Annotated in this window: 21 protein-coding genes and 2 pseudogenes; 12 read left to right on the top strand and 11 right to left on the bottom strand. The window is 70.2% G+C overall.

Annotation, left to right across the window (positions count from 1 at the left end; translation table 11 throughout):
• Nucleotides 1-12 precede the first annotated feature (12 nt).
• Nucleotides 13-258, top strand: a pseudogene (locus V3N99_11225) (helix-turn-helix domain-containing protein).
• 608 nt (nucleotides 259-866) lie between these two features.
• On the opposite strand, the gene V3N99_11220 reads toward V3N99_11225, so the two are convergent.
• Nucleotides 867-1,751, bottom strand: a complete 885-nt coding sequence (locus V3N99_11220) for a hypothetical protein (protein MEO3937316.1) — start codon at nucleotides 1,749-1,751, stop codon at nucleotides 867-869.
• Between the two features lie 853 nt (nucleotides 1,752-2,604).
• Here V3N99_11220 and V3N99_11215 point away from each other — a divergent pair.
• Nucleotides 2,605-2,796, top strand: coding sequence for a hypothetical protein (locus tag V3N99_11215; GenBank protein ID MEO3937315.1), 192 nt, complete (start codon nucleotides 2,605-2,607; stop codon nucleotides 2,794-2,796).
• A gap of 217 nt (nucleotides 2,797-3,013) precedes the next feature.
• Here the strand turns inward: V3N99_11215 and V3N99_11210 are convergent, their stop codons facing one another.
• Together V3N99_11210 and V3N99_11205 are read right to left on the bottom strand one after the other, a co-directional pair.
• The gene (locus V3N99_11210; GenBank protein ID MEO3937314.1) at nucleotides 3,014-3,742 is read right to left on the bottom strand and encodes a phosphatidylserine decarboxylase; all 729 of its coding nucleotides are present in this window, start codon (nucleotides 3,740-3,742) and stop codon (nucleotides 3,014-3,016) included.
• A gap of 66 nt (nucleotides 3,743-3,808) precedes the next feature.
• Nucleotides 3,809-4,080 (bottom strand): annotated as a pseudogene (locus tag V3N99_11205) (phophatidylserine decarboxylase associated domain-containing protein).
• Between the two features lie 858 nt (nucleotides 4,081-4,938).
• Between V3N99_11205 and V3N99_11200 the strand changes: the two are divergent.
• Nucleotides 4,939-5,418: a hypothetical protein gene (locus V3N99_11200; GenBank protein ID MEO3937313.1), complete on the top strand. Its 480-nt coding sequence runs from the start codon at nucleotides 4,939-4,941 to the stop codon at nucleotides 5,416-5,418.
• Between the two features lie 493 nt (nucleotides 5,419-5,911).
• Here V3N99_11200 and V3N99_11195 read toward each other — a convergent pair whose 3' ends face one another.
• Together V3N99_11195 and V3N99_11190 are read right to left on the bottom strand one after the other, a co-directional pair.
• Nucleotides 5,912-6,697 carry a tyrosine-type recombinase/integrase gene (locus tag V3N99_11195; GenBank protein ID MEO3937312.1) on the bottom strand — a complete coding sequence of 262 codons (786 nt, stop codon included), beginning with the start codon at nucleotides 6,695-6,697 and terminating at the stop codon, nucleotides 5,912-5,914.
• 24 nt (nucleotides 6,698-6,721) lie between these two features.
• Nucleotides 6,722-6,862: a hypothetical protein gene (locus V3N99_11190; GenBank protein ID MEO3937311.1), complete on the bottom strand. Its 141-nt coding sequence runs from the start codon at nucleotides 6,860-6,862 to the stop codon at nucleotides 6,722-6,724.
• Between the two features lie 533 nt (nucleotides 6,863-7,395).
• Between V3N99_11190 and V3N99_11185 the strand changes: the two genes are divergently transcribed.
• The 5 genes from V3N99_11185 (at nucleotide 7,396) to V3N99_11165 (ending at nucleotide 12,920) form a co-directional block, all read left to right on the top strand.
• A complete protein-coding gene (locus V3N99_11185; protein MEO3937310.1) occupies nucleotides 7,396-7,779 on the top strand; it encodes a hypothetical protein in 384 nt (127 codons plus the stop codon).
• A 103-nt stretch (nucleotides 7,780-7,882) separates the two neighbouring features.
• A complete protein-coding gene (locus V3N99_11180; protein MEO3937309.1) occupies nucleotides 7,883-8,557 on the top strand; it encodes a response regulator transcription factor in 675 nt (224 codons plus the stop codon).
• A complete protein-coding gene (locus V3N99_11175) occupies nucleotides 8,554-9,930 on the top strand; it encodes a HAMP domain-containing sensor histidine kinase (GenBank protein ID MEO3937308.1) in 1,377 nt (458 codons plus the stop codon). The genes V3N99_11180 and V3N99_11175 overlap by 4 nt, the downstream gene beginning before the upstream one ends.
• Before the next feature lie 153 nt (nucleotides 9,931-10,083).
• Nucleotides 10,084-10,536: a cupin domain-containing protein gene (locus V3N99_11170; protein MEO3937307.1), complete on the top strand. Its 453-nt coding sequence runs from the start codon at nucleotides 10,084-10,086 to the stop codon at nucleotides 10,534-10,536.
• A 665-nt stretch (nucleotides 10,537-11,201) separates the two neighbouring features.
• The gene (locus V3N99_11165; GenBank protein ID MEO3937306.1) at nucleotides 11,202-12,920 is read left to right on the top strand and encodes a sialidase family protein; all 1,719 of its coding nucleotides are present in this window, start codon (nucleotides 11,202-11,204) and stop codon (nucleotides 12,918-12,920) included.
• A 989-nt stretch (nucleotides 12,921-13,909) separates the two neighbouring features.
• On the opposite strand, the gene V3N99_11160 is transcribed toward V3N99_11165, so the two are convergent.
• Nucleotides 13,910-14,104, bottom strand: a complete 195-nt coding sequence (locus V3N99_11160) for a hypothetical protein (protein MEO3937305.1) — start codon at nucleotides 14,102-14,104, stop codon at nucleotides 13,910-13,912.
• Nucleotides 14,105-14,284: 180 nt separating this feature from the next.
• Here V3N99_11160 and V3N99_11155 point away from each other — a divergent pair, with 180 nt between their 5' ends.
• Nucleotides 14,285-15,769, top strand: a complete 1,485-nt coding sequence (locus V3N99_11155) for a hypothetical protein (protein ID MEO3937304.1) — start codon at nucleotides 14,285-14,287, stop codon at nucleotides 15,767-15,769.
• 19 nt (nucleotides 15,770-15,788) lie between these two features.
• On the opposite strand, the gene V3N99_11150 is transcribed toward V3N99_11155, so the two are convergent.
• Nucleotides 15,789-15,983: a hypothetical protein gene (locus V3N99_11150; protein ID MEO3937303.1), complete on the bottom strand. Its 195-nt coding sequence runs from the start codon at nucleotides 15,981-15,983 to the stop codon at nucleotides 15,789-15,791.
• Here V3N99_11150 and V3N99_11145 point away from each other — a divergent pair.
• Nucleotides 15,974-16,504 carry a DUF309 domain-containing protein gene (locus tag V3N99_11145; GenBank protein ID MEO3937302.1) on the top strand — a complete coding sequence of 177 codons (531 nt, stop codon included), beginning with the start codon at nucleotides 15,974-15,976 and terminating at the stop codon, nucleotides 16,502-16,504. The two genes, V3N99_11150 and V3N99_11145, sit on opposite strands and share 10 nt — an antisense overlap.
• A gap of 58 nt (nucleotides 16,505-16,562) precedes the next feature.
• On the opposite strand, the gene V3N99_11140 is transcribed toward V3N99_11145, so the two are convergent.
• Together V3N99_11140 and V3N99_11135 are read right to left on the bottom strand one after the other, a co-directional pair.
• Nucleotides 16,563-17,453 (bottom strand): glycosyltransferase, encoded by an 891-nt coding sequence (locus tag V3N99_11140; protein ID MEO3937301.1) that lies wholly within the window; start codon nucleotides 17,451-17,453, stop codon nucleotides 16,563-16,565.
• 39 nt (nucleotides 17,454-17,492) lie between these two features.
• A complete protein-coding gene (locus V3N99_11135; GenBank protein MEO3937300.1) occupies nucleotides 17,493-18,845 on the bottom strand; it encodes an MATE family efflux transporter in 1,353 nt (450 codons plus the stop codon).
• 84 nt (nucleotides 18,846-18,929) lie between these two features.
• Here V3N99_11135 and V3N99_11130 point away from each other — a divergent pair, with 84 nt between their 5' ends.
• The gene (locus V3N99_11130) at nucleotides 18,930-20,213 is read left to right on the top strand and encodes a hypothetical protein (GenBank protein ID MEO3937299.1); all 1,284 of its coding nucleotides are present in this window, start codon (nucleotides 18,930-18,932) and stop codon (nucleotides 20,211-20,213) included.
• Nucleotides 20,214-20,222: 9 nt separating this feature from the next.
• Here V3N99_11130 and V3N99_11125 read toward each other — a convergent pair whose 3' ends face one another.
• Nucleotides 20,223-20,501 carry a DUF2277 domain-containing protein gene (locus tag V3N99_11125; GenBank protein ID MEO3937298.1) on the bottom strand — a complete coding sequence of 93 codons (279 nt, stop codon included), beginning with the start codon at nucleotides 20,499-20,501 and terminating at the stop codon, nucleotides 20,223-20,225.
• A gap of 542 nt (nucleotides 20,502-21,043) precedes the next feature.
• Here V3N99_11125 and dnaB point away from each other — a divergent pair.
• Nucleotides 21,044-22,411 carry a replicative DNA helicase gene (gene dnaB / locus V3N99_11120; GenBank protein ID MEO3937297.1) on the top strand — a complete coding sequence of 456 codons (1,368 nt, stop codon included), beginning with the start codon at nucleotides 21,044-21,046 and terminating at the stop codon, nucleotides 22,409-22,411.
• Nucleotides 22,412-22,470: 59 nt separating this feature from the next.
• On the opposite strand, the gene V3N99_11115 is transcribed toward dnaB, so the two are convergent.
• On the bottom strand, nucleotides 22,471-24,150 hold the full coding sequence (locus tag V3N99_11115; protein MEO3937296.1) for a formate--tetrahydrofolate ligase: 1,680 nt from the start codon (nucleotides 24,148-24,150) through the stop codon (nucleotides 22,471-22,473).
• Between the last annotated feature and the right edge of the window lie 374 nt (nucleotides 24,151-24,524).

Genomic DNA, 24,524 nt, shown 5'->3' with positions numbered 1-24,524 from the left:
CCTGCACCGGAAATTCGCAAGTGGCGTCGTCGTTTCGTTGTGGAGCGTCTGGACGGGCTGGTCGACGAGCCGCGACCGGGTCGACCACCCTCGATCTGCGTCGATCAGGTGGAGGAGATCGTGGTCGCGACGTTGGAGTCGATCCCGACGAACGCCACGCACTGGTCGCGGGCCTCGATGGCCCAACGGTCCGGGCTGTCCAAGACGACGATCGGGCGGATCTGGAAGGCCTTCGAGCTCAAACCCCACCGGGTCGACGGGGGGTCGGCGTGCGCGTGGTTACGTGTGGACGGGCGGGTCTCGTCCGCCGCGATCGCGGTCAGGGAGGGGTTGGAGACGAACCGTGATGACGCCAGCTGCTGAACAGCTCCCCCTTGCCTGGTAGGCACCAGCGGCTGTCGCGGACGTTGAGGTGCCGGAGACGGCCCACCACCAGCCGGCAGCGCACCTCCTTCGGGGCGGACGTAACCGCGGTGAATGTGGCGACCTGCGCGACCTGCGCTTCCGGAGATCCACCGCATCTTGTCCTCGTCCCAAATTACCAGCGGCTACCTGATCCTGGTCCCCGCGTCCTCCGGGATGCCCGCACGCCCACAGGATTCATCCTCCACATCGCCGCCACCCGACATCAAGCCCAACACCCCGCCCTACTCGCCCTACCCGGGCTGACCTGCCGAAGCGCGACGTTGCCGGGGCCCTGGAGGTAGGTCGAGGTGGGCGCGGCGAGCCGGTTCGAGCGCGCAGAAGCCTGGCCCGACCAGACGCGGGTGTCCCCCTCTTCCGGCGGGTGCGAAAGAGGGGGACACCGTGGTCAGGCGTGGTTAGGCGGGTCAGATAGCCAGGTGCGATACGGCACCCATCTCGGGTCAGAACGAGAGCAGGCCCGCTGGTGTGCCGAGACCGGTCGGACCGTCCCAGCCCGTGCCGCTGGTGCACCACACCGGCGTCGGGCAGGTGCCGTTGGAGCCGCTGGTCACGTCGTTGAGGCCTCCGGTGTGGCTCCACGTATACGCGGCGGGGTAACCGGACAGGTTGCCGGCGAGGGCGTAGACGCTGGCGATGATGGGCGAGGATGCGCTCGTCCCGCCATAGACCTGCCAGCCCTTCCGGCCCTGGTAGGAGGTCGAGTCGTAGACCGCGACGCCCGTGTTGGGGTCGGCGACGGCCGAGACGTCGGCGTTGGCTTTGCCGGAGCACTGGGTGGCGGGCGTCTGCCACGCGGGCTTGGCGTTGATCGTCGAGCAGCCGCTCCCGGCGCCGCTCCACGCGGTCTCGGTCCAGCCCCGGGCGGTGCTCGACCTCTTCAGGCTGGTGCCGCCCACGGCCACGACGGAGCCGAACGACGCGGGGGACTCGATGCCGTAGCCGGCGTCACCGGTCGAGGCGGTCACCGCGATACCGGGGTGGTCGTATGCCGGGGTGCCGGCTGAGTCCGAGCCGCCGTAGCTGTTGCTGATAGCGGCCACGCCTTGGGTCGCGGCGTAGTTCACGGCCAGACCAAGGTCGCTGAAGCTGGCCGAACTGGCCTCGACAAGGAGGATCTTGCACGAAGGGCAGGCGGCCGAGACCATGTCAAGGTCGAGGCTGATCTCCGTCGCCCAGCCGGCGTTGGTGCGCGGCAAGGATGTAGTCGAGCCGGTCTGGCTCACCTTCCGGAAGCAGCCGTTCGCGGTCGTGCACGCCGCGAGACCGTACTGGGTGCGGTACACACCGAGGTCGGCCTCGGCCGTCGGGTCGTTGTAGGCGTCCACGATCGCCACGGTCGGCGTCGACGTGCTGGCGAGACGATACGCCGATTGGATGTCTGCTGGGCCTAACCCTGCCGGGGTGGCGGTCACCTGAGGCTTCCCCGTGGCGTCGACGCGGACCAGTGCGTGGCATGCTGCGCTGCCCGCCGCTGGCTTCGCGCAGGTGCGCATCGAGTGAGCCGTCCCGGTCGTCGACGGCTGGGCTGAGGCGGTCACACCTCCAGCCAGCATCAGGGCCGGGGCCGCAACGGCAGCCAAAACTGTCAGCGTGGTGCGTCTCATCAAACCTCCAACAAGGGTCGCCAGCCGGCGCGGACAGCGTTGCAAGAACCCCCTGGTAGGGGATTCCGACTGCGGCGGCGGCCGACGATGACGGATCGGACAAAACCGAACCTACGCCAGACGTCGGGATCTTGCTGCGTGAACCGACGGCGACGGCGACGGCAGCTCGGCGACGGTTGCGGGGACGTCAGGTGGTGACGGGTTGGTAGCGCGCGCGCCGTCCGTCGATGTCTGGTGCCTACCATCTGGGGGCGGCGAACCCCTCGCGGTTGTCCATGCCGCCGACGGCCTGAGAAACGCCGGGTTCAGCAGCCTTCATTCGGTGAGCCAACTAGTAGGAGGCGACGTTCCCTCTGCGGCCGGCCGACGCCGGGTCTAACAACGGGGTGCGGACCTGCGCGAACGGCAGGAAGCTGGCCCGGTGCCATGCACCCGACTATCGGTTCGGGTACACCCGGCTGGAGGCCGGTGGCGCCCCTGCCGACACGGGATCTCGCAGACCGATGTGCGGGGCGCCAACGGAAAGCGGTTCGTCGTCACAGGCAACGGGATCTTCAAGGAGTCTCAGGCCAGGATGACCGGTGACATCGCCACGTTCAACACCCGCGGGGCCGGCCAGCCGTTCGTGGTCGAGACCAGCTCCGGCAAGGTCGTCTTAAGAGACCGCGGGCTCATCGTGCAGCGCTCGTTTGTCTTCGACACCATGGGTGACAGCCAGATCGGCGGTCATGATCGTTGCCATTGTGGGCCTGCTCCGGGCCTTTAGCCTGCACGTCGTGTTCGGGACGCACGGGGTCGTGGTGATGGGCTGAAGGGCCATGCTCGCCGCGCCCTCTCGACCTTCTGACCTCAGGGACGGCGACCTTCTTCCTGCTCGCAGGACGACGACGCCATTCCACCCTGGGTCGGCAACCCCTGCGGTGACCGTGGTGAACTGCGAAGTGCAGTTCGCCGCCCCGACCGATCGCGCCCCGTGTCGAGTGTCAGGCCCGGGTGGCGGTGGCGATGGGGGAGTGGAGGAGGACGAGTGGGGCCTTGGGGTCACCGGGGAGCGGGACCGCTTGGAGTCTCACGTCGGTGATGACCCCGGGCCGGAACACGAGGCAGTGGGTGGAGCCGCCGAACTGGAAGTAGCTCAGCTCGTCGCCCTTGTCGAGGTGCTGGCCGGTTTGCACGTCGATGATGTAGGACGAGACGTCCGACATCCCCACGGCGATGAACGCCATGAGCCCGATGGCCGGGTTGTCGGCCTGGAGGAGCACGATGGCCCGGGTCGCGACGTGGGCAAGGTAGGACTGGGAGTTAGGGGACTCCGTCTCGCCTTGGCCGACGGTGTCGGCTTCGGAGTAGTAGGTGCCGTCGACGACTCGGGCGCGGACCACGGTGCCCGCGACGGGGCTGTGCCACCGGTGGTAGTTCGTGGCACTGAGGAAGGCCTGGTAGACGGTGCCGCCGGCGAACTCGGCCGCCGCTTCGTCGTGGTCGAGCATGTCATGCAGGGAGTAGGGCTGGCCCTTGAGCCAGAACCGGTCGTGCAGGCTCACGTCGGTCCGCAGGCCGCAGGGGGTGGACTCGCAGGCGCTGACGATGACCGCGTCGTCGTCCGGTGCGGCGACCGGGCGGGCACCGTCGACGAAGCGGCGGGTGAAGAAGTCGTTCCAGGAGGTGAAGCCCCAGTGCTCGTGGGTCGGGTCGTGCTGGAACTGCTCCATCGCGACGTCCGTGCGGGCCTTCGCGCTCTTCCACCCCTGTGGCGAGTCGTTGAGCACGTACAGCGAGGCGGGCGTGTTCAAGAACTTGCACCACTCCCGCAGGATCGCCTTCAGCGCGCCGTTGATGCGGCTATCCCGGTAGGCGGCTTCCCCGCCGGGGTACCCATGGTCCAGTCCAGGACCGCACCCATCGGCAAGGTAACGTTCTCGTCGTCGTACTCGGGGGCGAGGTCCAGGACCCCGTCGACCAGCGCCAGCAAGTGCTCGACGTCGCGCACATGCCGCTTGGTGTACGTCCGGGTCGCCGGTACCTGCTCGATCATCCGGTGGACCAGCATTCCCACGACGGGGTCGCTGTCGATCGGGTCCCTGAACGCGGCCACCGACGGGCGCAGCGTGCGAGGGTCACGGCCCTCGACCCGCTCCACGTGGCCGGCCAGCGACCTCTCCAAGTGCTCCTGGGCGGGAGGCAACCAGCCTGCCAACGCCCGAACATCGGTCCCGTCGGTAGACATGATCCGACTACGCGGCACAGCAGATCACATCCGCACCGCCCTCGAGAAGGAGACCCGCCGACTCGGTCTAGGAGCAGAGCTACGCGCGCCCAAGGGCGCCGCCCCGACGCGCTACTGCTGCGCAGCATGTGTGGCCAGAGCCCCCACGGCACGCACTGAGACGCGTCAAAGGGAATGACGCCATCAGCGCTGACCTACCAGGGCAACACGAGCCCGGCCCCGAAGGCGAACAGTCCCAGGTGCTCCGAGACTTCCAGCGAGCGGCAAAACGCATGCAGCGACTCGTCGCGCTCACCGCGCTGCTGAGCGGCCAAGCGCACGGCCCGCCACGCAGCGCCGGTCCAGCCCCGGTGACCATTCCGCGTAGCGGTCGTAAGGGCCCCGCTGCATCCCGCGTGGCCTCCTCGCCACGTCCGAGTGCGGTGAGCGCCTCCACGCGGTGTGGTAGCACGTATGCCTGCCCTTTGGTAGACCCACTGTCGGCGCGAGCTCCAGGGCCGACGTCGCCTCAACCGGGCCCTACTCGGGCCGCCCGGCACACACCGACGCGCGACCGGTTCTCGAACGGGAATTGCCGACCCCCACACAGATTTTCCGATACCTCAACGGGAGGCCTTGCGCCGGCGGACGATCAGGAGTTTAGTCGGGCGTACTCGCGGCAAACCCTGCTCGAGACACCTCGTGGAGGTCTACATGCTCCGCAAGCATTGGGGTCGGTCAGTGGTCGTGCTGTCTGCCGCTCCGCTGGTCCTGGGGGGGTCGGCAACGGCGCAAGCCGACCAGGTCTTTCACACCACCCGGTACACGTTGACGTCAGTGGTGGACGGGTCGGCGCACGGGTCTGTCATCGACATCCACACGCAAGGCCCACGCATCTACGCTCAGGAGCGATATTTGCTGAGTAAGGTCCGGCCGGGACAGACGTATGTGATGAACCTCTACGCCTACAGCAACCCCGGCTGCACAGACCTTGTGGTCCCCATCCCGGGTACGGCGACGATGACGGCCAACGCCGCCGGCATTGCGCACGGCGCCACGACGTTCCTTCCCGCTGCGGTGGAGGGCTTGCCTCGAACGACATACCACCTGCGTTGGCAGGTCACGGACAGTACCGGAGCCGTGGTCTATCAGACCGCGTGCGTAGCCGTGGCGCTCGACTGAAGAGCGTTGTCGGAGCTACAACCCCACCGCGATCGTCCGAACGTCCGGCGTGGCCGAACAGGACACTGGGGCAGCGTGAAATTGTCCCAGGACGCGAGTGCACTCGCTGGCGAGCTTGGTGGTGACGTCGGTGACGTCGAGAACGGCGTCGAGGCCGCGACGGTTGGTGTCGCGGATCAGGCGATCGGACCGCCCATATGTGGGGGTAACCGGCGCTGTGTGGAGGGCACGGTCAGGCAGCTGCCGACGTCGGCGGTAAGAATAGGTCGTATCGGCCGAGGTTGCCGCCGGGGCGGTCGCAGTGCTCGGTGGCGCGCGGGTGGGCGTGGCGGCCGAGGATTTGGGCGTCGCGCAGGGGGTCGCCGGTGTCGAGGGCCGTGGTCGGACCGCTCGGCGCACTGCAGGGGTCCCTCACGATCGACCCTGCCAGAAGGCTCGGTCGTGAAAGGGCGCCACAAACCGGCTTACCCGACTAGATATCCACTGCCCGCGTCTATTGGGCGGAACGGACGCTGTTGCGGAACATACCTTCAGACGCCTGCGACGTCGGCGGTGAGGAAGTGGACGCCGTGGCGGTCGAGGTTGCCGCGGGCGCGGTCGTAGTGCTCGGTGGTCCGGGGTCGGCGTGCCGGGCCAGGATCTGGGCGTCGCGCAGCGGGACGCCAGCGTCGAGGGCGTTGGGGATCGCGGCGTGCCGCAGCGAGTGCGGGCTGATGTGCCGCGGGAGGCCCGCGGCGGTGGCGATCCGGGTGACCATCCGGTAGACGTCGCGCCGGTCGACCCGGTTGCCCGAGACCGGCCACAGCACCAGCGGCCCGCTGGTGCGCTGTCCGCGGCACGCCTTGAGAACGCGCAGGACCGGGACCGTGACGGGCATCGTGGCCGGCTTGTTCCCCTCGCCGACCAGGTGCAGCACGCGGTAGCCGCGCAGGGTGTCGGCGTAGTCCTCGATCCGCACCGCGGCTGCCTCCGACGCGCGGAGGGCGTTGATGCCGAGCAGGTAGGCGAGCGCTCCGCGGTGGACCGTGAGGGTCTGGGCAACCTGGAGGAAGCGGATCAGCTCAAGCCGGTCCAGCCCCTGGGTACGGGACTCGTCACGGTGGATCTTCGGCAGCCGGGCCTGCACGGCCGGGTCGGAGCTGATGAGGCCGTCGATGTGGGCGAGACGGAAGTAGCCGCGGACGGCGTGCATCATCGTGTTGACCGAGGAGTCCATCAGCGGTCGCTCGCCGAGCTGGCGGATGTATAGCTCGACGTGGGCGCGTTGGATCCCGACCAACGGGTCCAGCCCGCTTGTCTCGCACTAGGTGAACCACTGCTGCAGCTGGTAGGCGTACAGGGCGTAGGTTCGCCCGACATAGCGGGCCAGGTAGGACGCCGCGGCCAGCTGCGCGGTGGACATCGTGGACGGTTGGTAGGGCAGGGCGGTTGTTGGTGCGGACATGGGGGCCACCTCTCGCGGCGACCTGACAGCGGCCCGAACCCCGCCCGCCGCTGTCGCGGCCGGGTACTTGGACCGCATCGACGCTAGCCCCTCCCGCAGACGTCCGCTCGCGGCGGTAGGACGCAGGGTGCGGTGCGCGTTGCTCCGCACTGGTGCATCGGTCGACGCAAGTACAGCGACACCTGCGGCCAGAGCCAACCCTAGGGCAACTGAGCCTGACTGCATCATCCGCTTCAACCCGTGGAGGGTGGGCGCTTCGAGTGTGGGGGCGCGTCATTGAGGGCCAGACGCGAGGTTGGTAGCTCCGGCGTCGGGTGAGGACACTCCTACGCCCTCCGGTCGTCGGTCGCGCTGTCCGTGTCGGTCCAGCGGCACCCTCGAGGTGGATCAGGCCGCGACCGCGCCTCGGGGTGCGCGTGGGATGGGCGCTGTGGGCAAGCCTGAATGGATCGTCAGGTGTGGTCAGGTTCCGATCAGGGGTGGGACCGCACAGTGGGGTTGTTCGCACGATCCCCAGAGAAATGGAAGACCCCATGAACATCAAGAAGATCGTCATCGGCGGCGCCGCAGCCACCGCCCTCGGGATTGCGGCTCTGGCCGGAAGCGGAGCGGCCCACGCGGCCGGTACCGCCCCGGTCGCCACCACCCAGAGCAGCAACGTCCAGCAGGGCAACCCCGACACCCCCGACACCGGGGCGGCGGCCGAGACGGCCGGCAGCGAGACCGGCGTCGCGGATGGTCCCGGCGGGCACGCGGACGCTGCGGGAGTCGACGTCCAGCAGGGTGACCAGAGCACCCCCGACACCGGGGCGTCGGCTGAGAAGGCCGGCAGCGAGACCGGCGTCGCGGATGGTCCGGGCGGGCACGCGGACGCTGCCGGTAGCAATGTGGACCACCAGTTCGAGGGCAACGAGTAACGAGAACTGAACTGTGGGCGGCCGAGCTGTTCCTCGGCCGCCCACAGACCTGTCCCCGGGCGTTTACTATGACGTCCAGCAAGCCAACGGAAGAGAGACGACGGTGCGGGTCCTGGTGGTGGAGGACGAACGCCCCCTGGCCAGAGCCCTGCGTCGCACCTTGGAGGCCGAGGGCTTCCAGGTGGTACTGGCGGCCAACGGCATCGACGGCGACTGGGCGGCCCGCGAGCAGGACTTCGACGTCATCGTCCTGGACGTGATGCTGCCAGGACTGTCCGGCTATGACATCTGCCGGAATCTGCGAGCGGCCGGCAACAACACACCGATCCTGTTCTTGACCGCCAAGGACGGCGAGTACGACCAGGCAGACGCCCTGGACATCGGCGCTGACGACTTCGTGTCCAAGCCGTTCTCCCCGGTCGTCCTGGTGGCACGGCTACGGGCCCTGCTTCGCCGCAGCAGCGCCGGCCCGGACGTCTCGCTGACGGTCGGGTCGCTGCGGGTCGAGCCCGAGCGGCACCGGGCCTGGCTGGGCGAGCAGGAGCTGCACCTGACCGCCCGGGAGCTGGGCCTGCTCAGCTATCTGGTGCACCGGGTGGACCATGTGGTGAGTAAGACCGAGATCCTCGAGCACGTCTGGGACCAGGCCTTCGAGGGAGACGCGAACGTCGTGGAGGTCTACATCGGCCGCCTGCGACGCAAACTCGCGTCGTCGGACGACGTGAGCATCGACACCGTCCGGGGCGTCGGTTATCACCTGAGCGGGCGGAAACGATGAGGTGGAGCCGACCTGGCGTTCGCGGACGTATCACGCTGGCCACCACGGCCGCGGTCGCGATAGTCCTGGCGCTGGCCGGCGTCGCGCTTGTCCTGCTGCTGCAGCGCGATCTGCTCGCCGGTGTGGACGCGTCGGCAGTGACTCGCGCCCAAGATATCGTGGCGCTGAGCAACGGCACCCTCCCTGCGGCGCTGCCCGCGAACCAGGACGACGCCAGCCTGGCGCAGGTGCTCGACAGCAACGGGCGAGTCCTGTCAGCCAGCGCCAACATCCAGGGCGAGAGCGCGCTGGTCCAGCCGAACGCGGGTCAAGGCGGCCCGCGGATCGGGACGCTGTCCGGACTGCCGATTGGCGGCGGTGAGCGCTTCCGCGTCCTGCAGGAGATCACCGGGCCCCCATCTGCGTCCCGCACGATCGTCGTGGCTGTGTCGTTGGCCCCCGTCGACGACGCCGTCCAGAGTGCGCGATCGCTACTGTTCCGCGTCCTGCCGGCGGCCCTCCTGCTGACCGCGCTGGTGACCTGGCTGGGTGTGGGCCGCGCGTTGGCGCCGGTCGAGCGCATACGCCGCGGGGTCGCCGCGATCGGCGGCGGCGACCTGTCCAAGCGGGTGCCCCTGCCGACTGCGCGCGATGAGGTACATCGCCTGGCCGAGACCATGAACTCGATGCTGGACCGGCTAGCAGCCGCCGCGGGGCGCCAGCGTCGATTTGTCGCCGATGCCTCTCATGAGCTACGCAGCCCCTTGGCCAACATCCAGGCCTCCCTCGAGGTGGCTCTTACCCGACAGGACCTCGACCTGTGGCAGGAGACCGGCCACGAGCTCCAGGGCGAGTTCGAGCGCATGCGTCGCCTGGTCGAGGACCTACTACTCTTGGCCCGCCTTGATGGCCGAATCCCTTTGGTTCACGAGGAGGTCGACCTCGATGACGTGGTCCACGAAGAAGCCGAACGGCTGCGCAGACACCCCCAGGTGATAGTCCACGTGCAGCCGTTACCGGCCCTGCGGGTCAGCGGAGATGGCGCCAGACTGGCGCAGGTCGTGACCAACCTCGCCGACAACGCGGCCCGCCATGCGACCACAACCGTGTCATTGTCGCTACACCGCGACGGCGACTGGGCGGTCGTGCACGTCACCGACGACGGCCCCGGTGTGCCGCTGGAGGACCGCATGCGGATCTTCGACCGGTTCACTCGACTCGACCACGCCCGGGCCCGCGACAACGGTGGCAGTGGGCTGGGCCTGGCAATCAGCCGGGAGATCGCCCAGGCCCACGGGGGCACGCTTGCACTGCTTCCCGGGGGCGCGGAGGCGGGGGCTGTCTTCGAGCTGCGACTGCCCCTGATACCCACAAAAGGGTCAGACCTAGCCTGACGGCGTCAACTTCCACGGTAGACAACCGTCAACGTCACCCCCGCCATACGCCAAGTCATGGCTAGAAGCCAAAGGTCTGAGAGAGTGTTGACGTGGGCTGGCGCAAAACCGCGACCATGCACGCGAGCTGCCTTCGTTGACCGGGAGAGAAGCGTGACCATCAAGGACATCGGGCCCGAACCTCAGAGCTTCGACCTCGAGCAGGCGACGCTCGAGAACACGAGCTATCGCGCCGTCGCCTGGTCCGGGAAGTACCTTCAGCTGACACTCATGTCGATACCCGTGGGTGAGGAAATCGGCCTTGAGGTGCACCCGGAGACTGACCAATTCCTCCGGCTCGACGCGGGCCGGGGCCGCGTCCAGATGGGCCGCACGAAGGATCGACTGGACTTCGACCGGGAGGTCGAGGACGGCTGGGCCATCTTCGTGCCCGCCGGTACTTGGCACAACGTCACCAACATCGGTGACGAGATCCTGCGGCTCTACGCCGTCTATGCGCCGGTCCACCACGCGTCTGGCAAGATCCATGCCACGGCCGCCGACGCGGAGCGCGACGAGGACTCAGGCGACGACGAGCCACCAAGCTGGTCGGTCCAGCCTGCCTAACAGCCGTCGGACGAGCACGCCCGACCAGCGAGGGCTTGCTCGTCGCGTCAACGTCGACCTTCGACGTCGTTCTGCCGCGCTGACGCGGCGGTTGGCCCGGAGATTCTGGCGTCGACGAACTCTTACTCCCCCAGGGCCACGTGAACCACGGCGCACCATCCCGGTTCCAGGATCACCGCCTGCACCGAGCCCTCGTTCGGCCTCGGTCGGCGTCGGTCACTGCTACCTCTCGGTCTTCCTCGGCGTCGAGCCCCTCCACGGCGAAGGCCATGGTCACCGCGTCTCGGAACGGCTCCACACTTTCGCCGCCGGCCTACGTGACGTCCAGGGGCCATGTCGGCCGGATCGAGACCGGATTCACCACCAAGGGACGTCCCGACCGCCGCCGTCTGCATGAGGCAAGGATTCTTACAGGGGCAGGCGCGGTGCAGGGATCGGCGCGCGCGCACCTTGGAGGAACGAGCACCTCGTTGCCGTGGGTCGACGGGTTGCCTGGGCCCGGCGTCGGCCACAGGTCGACCTCGTAGCACTCGCGGTTCGGACCCTCTTTCCACGAAGCGTCGCTGGGCATACGGTGATCGGGACGCCCCATCTTTGTGGGACGCAAGCGCATCGCCGTGGGCTTCGACCCGGAGCCGCGGGTCATGTCACCGTGGAGGTCTCTCATGCGTATGCACCGTCTTCTCACCGCCGGGGCCGTCGCCCTGGTGGTATCCGTTCCGGCAGGGATGGGCGTGTCGTTTGCGGCGTCGGAGCCCGATACCAGTACCCGGGTCAACGTGGGCAGCCCGACTTACCCCTTCTCCCAGAATAAGCAGAACGAGCCAGGCCTGGCCTTGGACGCCAACCGTCCCACCGTGCTGGCCGCCGGCTCGAACGACGAGATCGACATGGAGGGCTGTAACGCCGGCGCTCCCGACACGTGCCCGTTTACGCCCGGAGTCGGGGTCAGCGGCATCTATTTCTCCTTCGACTCCGGTAAGACCTGGAGCCAGCCGACCTACCAAGGTTGGACGGCCCGTGACTGCCTTGGGCCGGCGCCGTGCACTCCGCACGTGGGCCCGATCGGCACTCTGCCGAAGTACTTTGAGAACGGGCTTGTCTCCAACGGTGACCCGGAGCTGGCGTTCGGGCCCAAGCGTGGCGTGGATGGCACGTTCTCTTGGTCTGCCGGCTCGCGGTTGTACTACGCCAACATCGCCACCAACTTCGGCTCCACCCGCGATGACCAGACGTTCAAAGGCTCTGGGGCGATCGCCGTCTCCCGCACCGACAACGTGGCCGCTGCCGCGGCCGGCGATGCCAACGCCTGGCTGGACCCCGTCATCGTCACCCGGCAGAGCTCCGCGACGTTCAGCGACAAGGAACAACTGTGGGCCGACAACGCGGCCACCAGCCCCTACTTCGGCAACGTGTACGTGTGCAACGTCAGCTTCCGCAGCAACGGAAAGGGCGGTGCGCCGGAGCCGGTGATGTTCCACCGGTCCACGGACGGCGGAGACACCTGGCGCACCAGCCAGATCTCGGCGGCCACCGACAACGCGCAGACCGGTGGCCGACAAGGGTGCGCGATCCGCACTGACAGCACCGGACGCATCTACGTCGTGTGGTCCGGTTACAGTCAGCAGCTGGGTAGCGGCGTGTTTTACCAAGAGACTTCCGACAACGGGGGCGCCACCTTCACCCGCCCGCAGGTCATCACGACCACGGCAGGCATCGGCCAGCTCGACCCCGTCACCGGGCGGTTCACCATCGACGGCGTCGCGGGATCGCGCACCGACGTGTTCCCCAGCATCGACATCGCCAACGGCGCCCCAACCGGTCTGGCCGCGCCGAATACCATCGCGCTGGCGTGGTCGGACAACCGGGCCGGTCTCAACAACGAGAAGGCGTACCTGAGCTACTCACGGGACCGGGGAGCCACCTACAGCCTCGCACAGCCGGTGTCCACATCCGGCGACCGAGCCAACCAGCCGGCGGTCGCCATCGCCCCCAACGGTTCAACCGTCTACCTGACGTACAACGCGTGGCACCAGCCGTGGCAGACCACCACGGCCAACCCGCGTCCGATGGAAGGCGTCGTCCTCAGCGGACCCGCAGCAGGACCGCTCACCGAGGTCAACCGTGGACAGAGCGGAGACGCCCGCGGATCCAGCGCGAACTCGCTGACCGCCGAATTCCTCGGTGACTACAACTACGCCGTCGCGTCGAACGGCTACGGTGCCGCCGTGTGGAACGACGTCCGCAACGCGACCGACTGCCCGGCCGTAGACCTCTACCGGCAGTCCCTGGCCGGCACTCCGACATCCCGCCCGTCCCCGTGCCAAAACCCGCCCACGACGTTCGGGAACACGGACATCTTCGGCTGGTCGTCCGCATCCTGAGCCACGTGGCGCTCGGCTTCAGACGGCCGAGCGCCACGCGCGGGCGGGACCGCGGCAGGCGTTTCGAAAGGTCGGGATTGACACCTAAACGCATTCGGCTTGATGCCAGCGTCTGACGCTCCCCTGCGGTTGGGCGGCGTTGCGCCGCAATGGCGGTGTTCCGGTGGACCGAGGTGCTATGGCACCGTCTCCGACAACGCGGGACGGATTCCAGTCTGAGTCGGCCACACTCAAGGCTAGGTGTGTCCTGCCAGACCCTCACAGCCGAGGGCGAGCAGGCGGGCGAGCAGAAGGGGGATGAGGAGGGCTTCCGGATCACGCCGAGCAGGAGTCCGCGGAGGACGGTGACGGTGGTGGGACCGGCGGTCATGGCGAGTACGAAGGGCTCTACCAGTTCATGGTGCTGATCCACGTGTGGTCCGGCCCTCGCTACGAAAACCGCATCTTCCGCTCCCTTGTCGACGCACTCCTCCCGGACCAACGTTGATAGTTCCGCGAAGGAGACACACCCATCGATGCGCGACACGGCCAGCCTCGCGGCGCCTGCGACCGTGATAAGCCGGTTCGGCTACATACCGTCATCGGCTATGAGCGGTCGAGCGGAGCCGCGGTCGAGGTGCGTCTCAGTGGGCGGAGTGACGCGCTCACCAGCCGGCGCGTGACCGACCATTCCCGGGTCCAGGACTATGTCCGTACAACGGACGACCACTGACTCCGCGACGCGACGACTTCACGCCACCCGCCCCCGGCTGCGACGGATGTCGCGGTGGACACACCCTGGCCCTGGCGGGTGCCGAGTGCCCTCCTGGGCGGTCACCGCGAGGAGTGACACCACGACGGCGTCCGCCCGAGGTAGCAGCCAGACGACGGACCTGCCCGTGGACATGAGACCTCTGAGACTGCTCCGGTCGGGGCCGGTTCCAGGCCAACAGGCAACGGATGTCGCCGGATCGGGCCGAGCCCGGAGGGCCCACGGGTGGGGGGTCGGCTCAGGCCTCCGAATCGCGCGCGTCGGGCACGGGCTCGTCCTCGGGCAGCGTCATCGCTCCCGGAGCCATGGCGCGCAGGTCGGCTTCGGCTTTTTTGGCGTCGTCGATCGAGTGCTCGACGCCGTCCATCGTGCGTTGCTGCTCGTCGGTCAGGTCGTCGGAGGGGGTGGTCGGGGTGATCGGCTGGTCAGACATGGGTCTCCTGGTGGGGGATCGAGGGTGATTGGACACCTGTGTCCTGTCTACCCCCTTGTGTCGCCGACCACCACGGAGCACAGTCCCTGATGCGGAGCCCCGGCCCGCTAGCGTGTGTGCAGCCCGGCGGTGCATCTCGACCGAGAGCGCCGCCGCCGTCCCCGAAAGGATCACTCTCCGATGCCGTCCTGGCTCTGGTTCCTCCTGCTCGTCGTCGTGGCCTCCGCGGCCGTCTACCTGCTCATGCGCTCGCGCGCGGCCGGCCCCACGGGTCGCGCCCCCCGGGCCACCACCGATCCGTATGCCGCGACCTCCGGTCCGAGTGGCTCCGCCCCCACCACGGGTGGGGCCTCCGCCGGAGCCGGTGCGGCCCGGGCCTCGGAGTCGAGCGAGCGAGCTCAGGAGCGCGCGACCGACGCGGACCCGTCGGTCGGAGCGGCTGCGGTGTCCGGGGCTGCTGCAGCAGCCGGGGTCGCGGGTGGGGTCGGTGTGGCCGCGGCTGCGGCCGCGGCGTCCTCAGCGGCGGAGGCGCCCGAGCCCGCGGCGGAGGCGACCGGGGGCGACTGGGACGAGACCCCAGCGTCGGGTGGGGATGACTGGGACGAGACCCCGGCGTCGAGTGGGGATGACTGGGACGAGACCCCGGCCCCCGTGGTTGCCACGTCGGGTGGAGATGACTGGGACGACGCGAACTCTGAGGCTGCTGCTCCGGTTGCCACCTCGGGTGGGGACGACTGGGACGACGCGAACTCTGAGGCTGCTGCTCCGGTTGCCACCTCGGGTGGGGACGACTGGGACGACGCGAACTCTGCTCCTGCGGCCGAGGACGGGGCCACGCCCGCACCTGAGCCTGTGTCGGGTGGGGATGACTGGGCGGAGGCGAATGCTGCGCCTGCGGCCAAGCCCGAGCCCGAGCCCGAGCCTGTCTCGAGCGGCGACGACTGGGCAGAAGCGAACGCCGCGCCTGCGGCCGAGCCCGAGCCTGTGTCCGGTGGTGACGACTGGGCGGAAGCAAACGCCGCCCCGGCGGCCGAGCCCGAGCCCCAGCCCCAGCCCGAGCCCGAGCCTGCGTCGAGCGGCGACGACTGGGCAGAAGCGAACGCCGCCCCCGCAGCGGTGACGCCCGCCGGTGGGGACGACTGGGCTGAGGCGAACGCCGAGCCCCTGCCTGCTCCCGCCCCGGACGCGCCGAACGAGCCGACCATCTCGGCTCCCCTCTCCGAGCGCCTGACCTCGGCGTCCGCCGTCGACTCCGCTGACCCGCTCGACGCCGGCCCGTCGCAGGACCAGGCCGAGGTCCCCGCCACCGACACCGCCCCGGCCGGGGAGTCCGCGCCCGAGACCGAGGCGCGGGCGCTCGAGACTGAGGGTGTGGCCGACGACGAGGGAGCAACCGTCGGTGACACGGACCCCGACCCGGCGCCGACCGCCGACCTCGCCGACGACACCCCGGAGGGCACGACCGAGTACGGCGCGGGCTCGGCGCTGGCCACCGACGATGGCCTTGCCCCGCAGGGCTGGGAGATCAAGGGCAACGCGGACTCCATGCTGTTCCACACCCCGCAGTCGCCCTCCTACGAGCGGGTCGGCGCCGAGGTCTGGTTCCGCGACGAGGCGTCGGCCCGGGCTGCCGGGTTCCAGGCCTGGGACGACAACCGCCGCTAGCTACCGCGCCTGACCTGCCTCAACCGCGGGCTCGGGCCCGGTGGACGACGACGGCCAGGGTGAGCCCGGCGAGCAGGAGCACGACGCCGAGCCCGAGGAGCCACGCGGGGCCCCGCAGGCCCGCGGCGATGCGCTCCACCCCGGCCGCGGCGAGCAGGACGGCGGGCAGGTAGAACCGGCGGGAGAGTCGGGGAGGTGGAGGTGGTGACGTCACACCCGATGATCTACCCCGGGGGCGTCGACGCGACCCGCGACGCAGGCGGGAGCCAGCGCGGTCGCGGCTCCTTCTGGGAGGCTGAGGTCGTGACGGGATCAGAGCGGGACCGAGACCTCGAGGGCCGTGCGCGCCAGGCACGGCCTCGAGACGCGTTGGGCCGGCCGCTGCCCTATGGCGCCGAGGGGGTCGAGCCGGTGTCGGAGGAGCCCCTGCCACCGGACGAGGCGCTCGAGAAGGCGAGAGAGCTCCTCGCTGCTGGCCGCCCCTTCGCGGCCCACGAGGTCCTCGAGGCACGGTGGAAGGCCGGACCGACGTACGAGCGGGACCTGTGGCAGGGGCTGGCTCAGGTCTGCGTGGCCCTCACCCACGTGGCCCGCGGAAACCCGGTCGGGGCGGAGCGGCTCTTCGAGCGTGCCGGGGACACGCTGGCCGCGTTTGCGTCGACGGGACGCGAGTCCTACGGGGTCGACGTGACCGAGGCTGTCCGGCGGGCCCGACACCACGAGGGCGGCTTCTAGGCCCGACGACTCGCGCCTCAGTGTCGTCAGGCCCGCATCCAGCTCCCCGCTGCCGAGCTCAGGCGCCACCGAGCGCGTGCCGCCCCAGCACCGCCAGCCCCGACCACCGCCGCGCACCCGCCGCTCCCGGCACCAGCGTGAGCGCGTGGAGGCGCGACGTCGCCCGCCACCGCGCCGCGCGAGCGGCCCGCTTCCACCCCAGCGCGAGACACTGCTGCGCCGCAAGGGTGAAGTAGGCCCGCTCCGCCGCGAATCGGCTGCCGTCGACCAGCGCCGTCGACGACGCGCTCGCGCCGTGTCGGCGGTAGTGGAAGCACACCATGGGCTCGAAGACCAGCTGCTCGCCGCGGCACACGAGGTCGATGACGAGGGCCAGGTCTTGGGTGACCGGGAAACCATCACGGAAGTCCACCTCCCGCAGTGCGGCGGTGCGGAACGCGAGCGACGGCCAGTAGAGCCAGTCCCCGTGCAGCAGCGACGTCACGAGCGACTCGCCGCCGAGCACCACGGCGGCCTCGGCGCGCGGTCGCACCAGCCGCTGCTTCACCTCGTCGGCGAGGGTGCGCACGACCTGCCCCGTCTCGTCGACGACCTGCACCCCGGGCTGGATCACCGCGGCGCCGGGGAAGCGCCGGTGCGCAGCCAGCACGACGTCGACGTAGCCGGGCAGCAGCAGGTCGTCGCACCCGAGGAAGACCATGACCTCCTCCGTCGCGAGCGCCACGCAGCTGCGGTAGTTGTCGGTGATGCCGAGGTTGGTCCCGTGCCGCACGTAGCGCACGCGCTCGTCGTCGACGGTCTCGAACCACGCGGCGACGGACGGGTCGGGGTAGGCGTCGTCGACGACAGTGAGCAGCCAGTCCGGGTTGCGTTGCGCCAGAACGCTGCTCACCGTCTCACGCAGGAGCTGCGGGTCGCCCCAGTAGGGCACGAAGATGTCGAGAGCCACGATCCCACCGTATGCCGTGGGCTCCCTCCGGCAGCACCCTCACCGCTGCGCCCCGGTCACCGCCCACGCGTCGCCTCGGAAGCGCCACCACAGCCCGACCGCGCGCAGCGCCATGAAGCCGACCCCGAACCACACCCACAGCCCCGCGACCGGCGCCCCGAGGCCCCCGGGGAGCACGGCTCCCGACCGGGACAGCAGCAGCACCGACGGTGCCCACACGACCAGGGCCGTGACCATCGCCACCGCGAGCCAGAGGGTGTCACCCGCCCCCATCAGCACGCCGTCGACGACGAAGACGTAGCCCGAGAGCCACTGGGCGACGGCGATCACGACGAAGGCCCCGGCCGCCGCCGACACCACCCGCGGGTCGGGGCTGAAGGCCCGCCCGATCACCGGGCTGAGCAGCAGCACGACCGCGCCGGTCACGACGCCGGCTCCGACACCCCACCGGGCCATGGTGGCGGCCGCCTCGCGAGCCCCGGCGACGTCACCCGCCCCGAGAGCCCGGCCGGTGAGCGCCTGCGCGGCGATGGCGAGGGCGTCGAGGGCGAAGGCGAGGAAGCTCCATACGGTCAACGCGACCTGGTGCGCCGCGAGGGACTCCGAGCCGTAGCGGGCCGCGATGAGCGTCGTCGCGACGATCGACGCGCGCAGCGCGAGCGTGCGCACCAGCAGCGGCAGCCCGCCGACCGCGGCCCGCAGCACCCGCCCCGGGTGGAAGCGCAGGGGCGCCTCGAGCCGGCGGGCCGCTCGCAGCACCACGACGACGAGCGCGACCGCCATGCCGGTCTGGGCGATCACCGTGCCGAGGGCCGAGCCGGCGATGCCGAGCCCCAGCCCGTAGACCAGCACGAGGTTGAGCACGATGTTGGCGCCGAAGCCGAGCACCGCGGCGACCAGGGGAGTCCGGGTGTCCTGCAGGCCGCGCAGCACCCCCGTCACAGCGAGCACGACCAGCATGCCGGGCAGGCCCATCGCCGAGACGCGCAGGTAGGTGGCCGCCTGGGCCGCGACGTCGACGTCGGCGCCGAAGCGGGCCACCCACCAGGGGGCCGCCGCCCCGACGGCGACGGCGCTCGCGAGCCCGAGCAGCAGGGCCAGCCACAGGCCGTCGACGCCGGCAGCCACCGCGCCGCGCGGTGACCCCGCACCGACCTGACGGGCGACGACGCTCGTCGTGCCGTAGGCGAGGAAGACGAAGATCCCGGCGGCGGTCAGCAGCACGGACGACGCGACCCCCAGCCCGGCGAGCTCGGCGGTGCCGAGGTGCCCGACGATGCTCGAGTCGGCCAGCAGGAAGAGCGGCTCGGCGACGAGGGCGAGGAAGGCCGGCACGGCCAGGCGCAGGATCTCGCGGCGCACGGCGAGCGGGGTCGCGCCAGGGGTCTCCACGTCGGGAGCCTAGATGGACCGACCCCGGCGGTGCGCATCCCGGATGCCGCGCGCCGACGCCATCCGGCGGGGGAGGATGGTGGGGTGCCGACGACGCCCGCGCCCGCGAGAGCCGTGCGCCCCGTGCCCGCGCGGCTGCGGCGTCTCGCGGCCGGTCTGGCGGCGGGGCTGGCCGCCGCCGGCCTCGCCGGGTGCGGCGCCGGCGGCGCTCCATACGGTGTTCCGATCGTGGGCACGTGCCGCGGTTTCGTCTCCCAGGGGCTGGCCCTGCCCGACCGGGTGCTGCTGCTGCGGGCGCTCGGTTCCTGGCAGCACGAGGGTGGGGCGATGGCGCAGCCGGTGCCGATCGCGCCCCCGGTGGGGCCGGTCTGCGTCATCGACGCTCACCGCACGCCGGGGTCGGCGGTCGTGACCCTGGCCGACGGCAGCCACCTCGCGACCTACCGCGAGGGCGCGACCGGTGTGGTGACGCTGTCCACCGATGCGATGCCTCCCAGTCCGTCGCACGTGCTGCCGATCGTCCCCATCGGCGACGGGCGCTGGCTGCTCGCGCGGGCCGTGACCTCGGCGACGGTGCTCGTCGCCGCGCCGGGCCTGGAGTCCGTCGCCACGCCCGTGCCTGCCGGCCAGCGGGTGATCGACGTCGACGCAGCCGTCAACCGCTACGCCGTGGCCAACCCGGGGGCGCTGCCGCACCTGCTGGTGCTCGCGCATGCCGCCGGCCGCCTGTATGCCGCGACCGGTGGCGCGCCCTACGCTCCCGACCACGCGCAGGTGCTCATGGCCTCCCTCGGTCCCGACCAGGAGGAGCGCGTGGCGCAGTGGCAGACCGTGCTCGACCAGCCGTCGGGTGTGCCGCTGCTCGCCCAGTCGGTGGGGTTCACGACGACCGGGGGGTTGCAGGCGCCGGAGCAGGTCGACCGGCAGCTGACCCTCGTCGGGGTGACCTTCGTGCGGTCGGGCACGGTGCTGGTGGTGCGTCAGGAGCCGGACGACGGCAGCCACCTCGCGCCGGAGGTCGTCACCGTGGCCCAGCTCAGCCGGGCCGGGGCCGACGTGCAGCCGGCCGGGATGGTCACCAGCCCGACGGGGTCGTGGGTCGCGTCGGTGTGGTTGACGCCAGCACTCGAGGGGCTGGCCGAGGGGCGCGAGCTGCTGGTCATGGGTGAGCCGGGCAGTCTCGGGTCGATGATCGAGATCCAGGCGTCGGTCGGGTCGGACGCTCTCGTGACGAGCGGCCCGCTGCAGGTGCTCTCGAGCGCCCATCTGCCCTGGCTCGACGCGGGGAAGACCCGCCCCGAGGTCACGGTCGTGGGGCGGGTCGGCAACGCCGACGTGCTGGGCCTGACCCCGCTGGGGCTCTCCTGAGGTGTCGCCTCAGGGCTCGCGGCCGTAGCGCACCGCCGCCCGCGCTCTCGCCTTGACCGCCTCCTCCTCGCGGTTCTTCGGCGGCGCGCTCGTCGTCAGGTGCTCCAGCAGGTGCGTGGTCGCCTGCGCCACCTGCTCGACCGCCTCGGCGAAGGCGGCCTCGTTGGCCGCCGACGGCTTCTGGTTCACCCCCGCCACCTTGCGGACGTACTGCACGGCGGCGGCGCGGACCTCGTCGGTGGTCGCCGGCGGCGCGAAGTTGTTCAGCGGGCGGATGTTGCGACACATGCGACGACGGTATGCCGTCCGTCCGCCTCTCGGGGAGGGCTCAGGAGGACGACCCCGTGACGGTGGCTGGCCGCTGCTCCGGATGATGGGCGCGGCCCCGGCGACGCCCACGGCGCGTCGAGGCAGACACGCCGGGGGCTGCGGCCGCCGGACGGAAATGTTTCGTGAAGGTCACTGTCCACACGCTGTGCACAGACGTCGTCGCACGTCACCATGCTCGATGGATGGGGCCTGTCCGAGATGTCCGCTTGACTGTCCACAGGCAGTACACACCCGCACACGCTCAGGCAGGCCAAGTTGTCCCCAGGTTGTCCCCAGGTACGGGTTTGGCGGAGGGGCCTGCCCGGGCCTAACGTGACATCGCTGGCCAGCCGCTGCGGTCACCGGCTGTGCTGAGCCCGGGCACCCTCGGTCTGCCGCGGGAGCACCTCTGGGGCGGCCCTGGGCTACGGCCCTGTCGGTGGTCGATGGTGTGCTGTCTGCACACCCGTTCGAGCAGGTTCATCAGTCGGGGCGTCGAACGACGCCAGGAGAGGCGTGGCGTGACGATCCAGGAGCTGTTCCCCGGGTCCTCCCAGTCGCCCCCCGACGACCGGCTCCCTCCGCAGGACCTGCACGCCGAGCAGTCCGTCCTCGGCGGCATGCTCCTGAGCAAGGACGCCATCGCCGACTGCGTCGAGGTGCTTAAGGGCGCCGACTTCTACCGCCCGTCGCACGAGGCGATCTACGACGCCGTGCTCGACCTCTACGGGCGCGGCGAGCCGGCCGACGCGATCACCGTCGCCGACGAGCTGACCAAGCGCGGCGACCTGACCCGGGTCGGTGGCCAGGCCTTCCTGCACGGCCTCATCGCCCAGGTCCCCACCGCCGCCAACGCCGGCTACTACGCCCAGATCGTCGCCGAGCGCGCCGTGCTGCGTCGCCTCGTCGAGGCCGGCACCAAGATCGTGCAGCTCGGCTACGCCCAGGGTGGCGGCGACGTCGAAGACATCGTCAACGCGGCCCAGGCCGAGATCTACGCCGTCGCCGACAAGCGCGGCGGTGAGGACTACGTCAAGCTCGGCGACGTCCTCGAGCCCACGGTCGACGAGATCGAGGTCGCCTCCGGCAAGTCCGGCGAGATGACGGGTGTGCCCACCGGCTTCACCGACCTCGACGCGCTCACCAACGGGCTGCACCCGGGGCAGATGATCGTCATCGCGGCCCGGCCCGCGATGGGAAAAAGTACGATTGGTCTGGATATAGTGCGTTCTGCGGCGATCAAACACGGTCAGGCCGCGGTGGTCTTCTCGCTCGAGATGAGCAAGACCGAGATCACCATGCGCCTGCTCTCGGCCGAGGCCAGCATCCAGCTCCAGCACATGCGCAAGGGCACGATGCGCGAGGAGGACTGGGGCCGTCTCGCCTCGACCATGGGCCGTGTCTCCGACGCCCCGCTCTTCATCGACGACTCGCCCAACATGTCCCTGATGGAGATCCGGGCCAAGTGCCGCCGGCTCAAGCAGCGCCACGACCTCAAGCTCGTCGTCATCGACTACCTCCAGCTGATGTCGTCCGGCAAGCGTGTCGAGAGCCGCCAGCAGGAGGTCTCAGAGTTCTCCCGAGCCCTCAAGCTGCTCGCCAAGGAGCTCGAGGTGCCGGTCATCGCCATCTCCCAGCTCAACCGTGGCCCCGAGCAGCGCACCGACAAGCGTCCCGCGATGAGCGATCTTCGTGAGTCGGGCTCGATCGAGCAGGATGCGGACATGGTCATCCTGCTCCACCGTGAGGACGCCTACGAGAAGGAGAGCCAGCGCGCAGGCGAGGCCGACCTCATCGTGGCCAAGCACCGCAACGGCCCCACCGACACCATCGTCGTGTCCTTCCAGGGCCACTACTCCCGCTTCAAGGACATGGCCACCAACTTCTGAGGCCGCACCCCTCGCACCCGATGTCACCCGTGACGACGGCGCCCTCACCTCCACGCCGGTCAGCTCAGCCCCGTGACCAGCCCTGCGTCGTCGATGTCGATCCGCTCCGAGGCCGGGTGCCGGGGCAGGCCTGGCATGGTCATGACGTCACCGGTGATGAGCACGATGAAGCCGGCGCCGGCGCAGAGCCGCACCTCCCGCACGTCGATGACGTGCCCGGTGGGTGCGCCGAGGGCGGTCGGGTCCGTGGAGAACGAGTACTGCGTCTTGGCGACGCACACGGGCAGGTGTCCGAAGCCGTCCGCCCTGACCTGCGCGAGCTGCCGGCGGGCCCGGGCGCTGAAGGTGACCCCTGCGGCACCGTAGACGCGGGTCGCGAGCACCGTGACCTTGTCCTCGACCGAGCCGCTCTCCTCGTAGGCGAACCGGAAGGTCGACGGCTGGCCGGCGTCGAGCACGTCGAGGACCCCTCGGGCGAGCCCCGTGGCACCACCCCCGCCGTCCGCGACATGGGTCGTCACGTATGCCGAGAACCCGAGGTCGGCGGCTATCTGCTCGACTCGCTCGAGCTCGGCCGGTGTGTCGCTGGGGAAGCGGTTGACGGCGACGACCACGGGCAGACCGAACACATCGGACAGCGTCGCGAGATGCCTCGTGAGGTTGACGCTCCCACGATCGAGCGCGTCGAGATCCGGGGTCTGTAGGTCGGCGACCGCGACGCCGCCGTGGTATTTCAGGGCGCGCACGGTGACGACGACGACGGCGACGTCCGGGCGCAGACCACTGGAGCGGCACATCAGGTCGAGGAACTTCTCGGCTCCGAGGTCTGCGCCGAAGCCCGCCTCCGTCACGACGACGTCGGCGAGACCGAGAGCGGTGCGGGTCGCGATGACGGAGTTGCACCCGTGCGCGATGTTGGCGAACGGGCCGCCGTGGATGAACGCGGGTGAGTGCTCCAGGGTCTGGACCAGGTTGGGCGCGAAAGCCTGTCGCAACAACACGGTCATGGCGCCCTCCGCGACGAGGTCACGGGCGCGGACCGGCTCCTTGGACCGGGTGTGGGCCACGACGATGTTGCCGATCCGTCTTTTGAGGTCGGCCAGCGAGTCGGCGAGACAGAAGATCGCCATCAGCTCGGAGGCGACGACGATGTCGAATCCGTCCTCGCGGGGGTAGCCGTCGGTCGGGCCGCCCAGCCCGACGACGACCTGTCGCAGGGCCCGGTCGTTGAGGTCGACGGCCCGTTTCCACGTCACCGAGCGGACGTCGATGTCGAGGGAGTTGCCGTGGTGGACGTGGTTGTCGATGAGCGCGGCCAGGAGGTTGTTCGCGGCCCCGATGGCGGCGAAGTCGCCGGTGAAGTGGAGGTTGATGTCGGTCATCGGCACGACCTGCGCATAGCCGCCGCCCGCCGCTCCGCCCTTCATCCCGAAGACCGGCCCCATGGACGGCTCCCGCAGCGCCGCCGCCGCCCGGGTGCCGAGCTGCCGCAGCCCATCGGTGAGCCCGATCACCGTCGTCGTCTTGCCCTCACCGGCCGGGGTCGGGGAGAGGGCGGTGACGAGCACGAGCCGCGAGCCGGGCCGTGGGGTGAGCGACACGGCATACGCGAGATCGATCTTGGCCTTGTCGTGCCCGTAGGGGACAACCACCTGCTCGTCGAGGCCGAGGCTCTCGCGGGCTACTTCGGTGATGGGCAGCAGCTGCGCCGCGTTCGCGATCTCGCCGTCCGACAGCATCGTCACCCTCTCGTGGGGGCTCCCGCCGGTGGGCGCCTCCGCCCGAGCGTATGCCGAGCCCGTCGCCGCGAAAGCAGGGATCGCTGTTGTCGTGCGGACCTTCTCAGGCCCAGCACCGTCAGAACACGCGCCGAGTCGGTGGCGCACCACCCTGCGGCGCAGGGTGGGCGAGGCCTCGACCTCGTAGCCGGCCTCGAGGAAGACCTGGAGCAGGCCGACCGACGCCTCGTCCCAGATCACGGTCTTCCCCGGGATGGGCTCGGTGGGGTAGCCCTCGAGCACGCGAGCGCCGACCTGCCTGCCGTAGTCGACGGTGGCGGCGGCGAGCCCGTACATCAGTCCCTGACGGCGGAAGCCCTTGCGCACGACGAAGC

The organism is Dermatophilaceae bacterium Soc4.6, assembly GCA_039889245.1.
Classification (GTDB): Bacteria; Actinomycetota; Actinomycetes; order Actinomycetales; family Dermatophilaceae; genus Lapillicoccus.
The sequence above is the reverse complement of the archived record's forward strand: the minus strand, read 5'-3'. Positions and strand labels throughout refer to the sequence as shown.

Excerpts from the sequence above, each read along its gene's own strand:
- V3N99_11125 (MEO3937298.1), bottom strand. The coding sequence starts at position 20,501 with ATGTGTCGCAACATCCGCCCGCTGAACAACTTCGCGCCGCCGGCGACC.
- V3N99_11215 (MEO3937315.1), top strand. The coding sequence starts at position 2,605 with ATGACCGGTGACATCGCCACGTTCAACACCCGCGGGGCCGGCCAGCCG.
- V3N99_11185 (MEO3937310.1), top strand. The coding sequence starts at position 7,396 with ATGAACATCAAGAAGATCGTCATCGGCGGCGCCGCAGCCACCGCCCTC.
- V3N99_11210 (MEO3937314.1), bottom strand. The coding sequence starts at position 3,742 with ATGGAGCAGTTCCAGCACGACCCGACCCACGAGCACTGGGGCTTCACC.
- V3N99_11155 (MEO3937304.1), top strand. The coding sequence starts at position 14,285 with ATGCCGTCCTGGCTCTGGTTCCTCCTGCTCGTCGTCGTGGCCTCCGCG.
- V3N99_11160 (MEO3937305.1), bottom strand. The coding sequence starts at position 14,104 with ATGTCTGACCAGCCGATCACCCCGACCACCCCCTCCGACGACCTGACC.
- V3N99_11175 (MEO3937308.1), top strand. The coding sequence starts at position 8,554 with ATGAGGTGGAGCCGACCTGGCGTTCGCGGACGTATCACGCTGGCCACC.
- V3N99_11190 (MEO3937311.1), bottom strand. The coding sequence starts at position 6,862 with ATGTCCGCACCAACAACCGCCCTGCCCTACCAACCGTCCACGATGTCC.
- V3N99_11115 (MEO3937296.1), bottom strand. The coding sequence starts at position 24,150 with ATGCTGTCGGACGGCGAGATCGCGAACGCGGCGCAGCTGCTGCCCATC.
- V3N99_11165 (MEO3937306.1), top strand. The coding sequence starts at position 11,202 with ATGCGTATGCACCGTCTTCTCACCGCCGGGGCCGTCGCCCTGGTGGTA.